The organism is Haloferax sp. S2CR25 (assembly GCF_031624535.1).
Lineage (GTDB): Archaea > Halobacteriota > Halobacteria > Halobacteriales > Haloferacaceae > Haloferax > Haloferax massiliensis.
Map to the genome: position 1 here is coordinate 1 of NZ_JAMQOO010000035.1, position 923 is coordinate 923.

The following is a 923-nucleotide window of genomic DNA, read 5'->3' on the forward strand; positions in this document are numbered from 1 at the left end:
CCCGTCTACTGTTGTCGAATTTGCCGATTGAAAGCAGATGCTGAAGCGCGAGCAACAGCCCACGCGTCATCCGAGCCGGAGTCCAAACTCCCGAAGGACGACACTCACACTGCGGCAGACGCCACCACGGAGCCCGAATCCACGGACGAACACGCACATAACGACCACGAAGCCGAACACGCGCACCGCCACGCTGCGGCCGAGCACGCTCACTCTACAGAAGCAGAGCACGTACACGACGAGCACGACCATAGTGGTAACGCCCACGAGAAGGGACACGGGGGTGGAAACGGGGATCACAGCGATCACACGGATCACTCAGGCCACGAGGCGATGTTTCGGCGGCGGTTCTGGGTGTCGCTCGTCCTCTCGATTCCGGTCATCGTCTTCAGCGAATTCATTCAGGACGTCTTCGGCTATACGGCCCCTACGTTCCCCGGGAGTACGTGGATAACGCCGGTACTTGCGGTCGTGATCTTCGCGTACGGTGGCGTGCCCTTCCTCTCGATGGCCCGGACGGAGCTGAAAAACCGCGAGCCGGGGATGATGATGCTCATCTCGCTGGCGATATCGGTGGCGTTCGTCTACTCGATCGCGAGTCTGTTTCTCGAAGGGACGACACCGTTTTTCTGGGAACTCGTCACGCTGATCGACATCATGCTGCTGGGCCACTGGGTGGAGATGCGGTCGGTCCGGGCGGCCTCGGGGGCGCTCGACGAACTGGCGAAACTCATGCCCGACACTGCCGAGCGCATCACAGAGAGTGGGGATACCGAGGAAGTGCCCGTCTCCGAACTCGGCGAGGACGATGTCGTGCTCGTTCGCCCGGGCGCGAGCGTGCCTGCCGACGGCGAAGTCGTCGAGGGCGAGTCGTCCGTTGACGAGTCGATGATTACCGGCGAATCCAGACCAGTTGGGAAGGA

1 pseudogene is annotated in these 923 nt (G+C 61.9%); it reads left to right on the top strand.

The features are described from left to right. Positions 1-18: 18 nt before the first annotated feature. Positions 19-923: pseudogene (locus NDI65_RS22160) on the top strand (heavy metal translocating P-type ATPase); the annotation flags it as partial.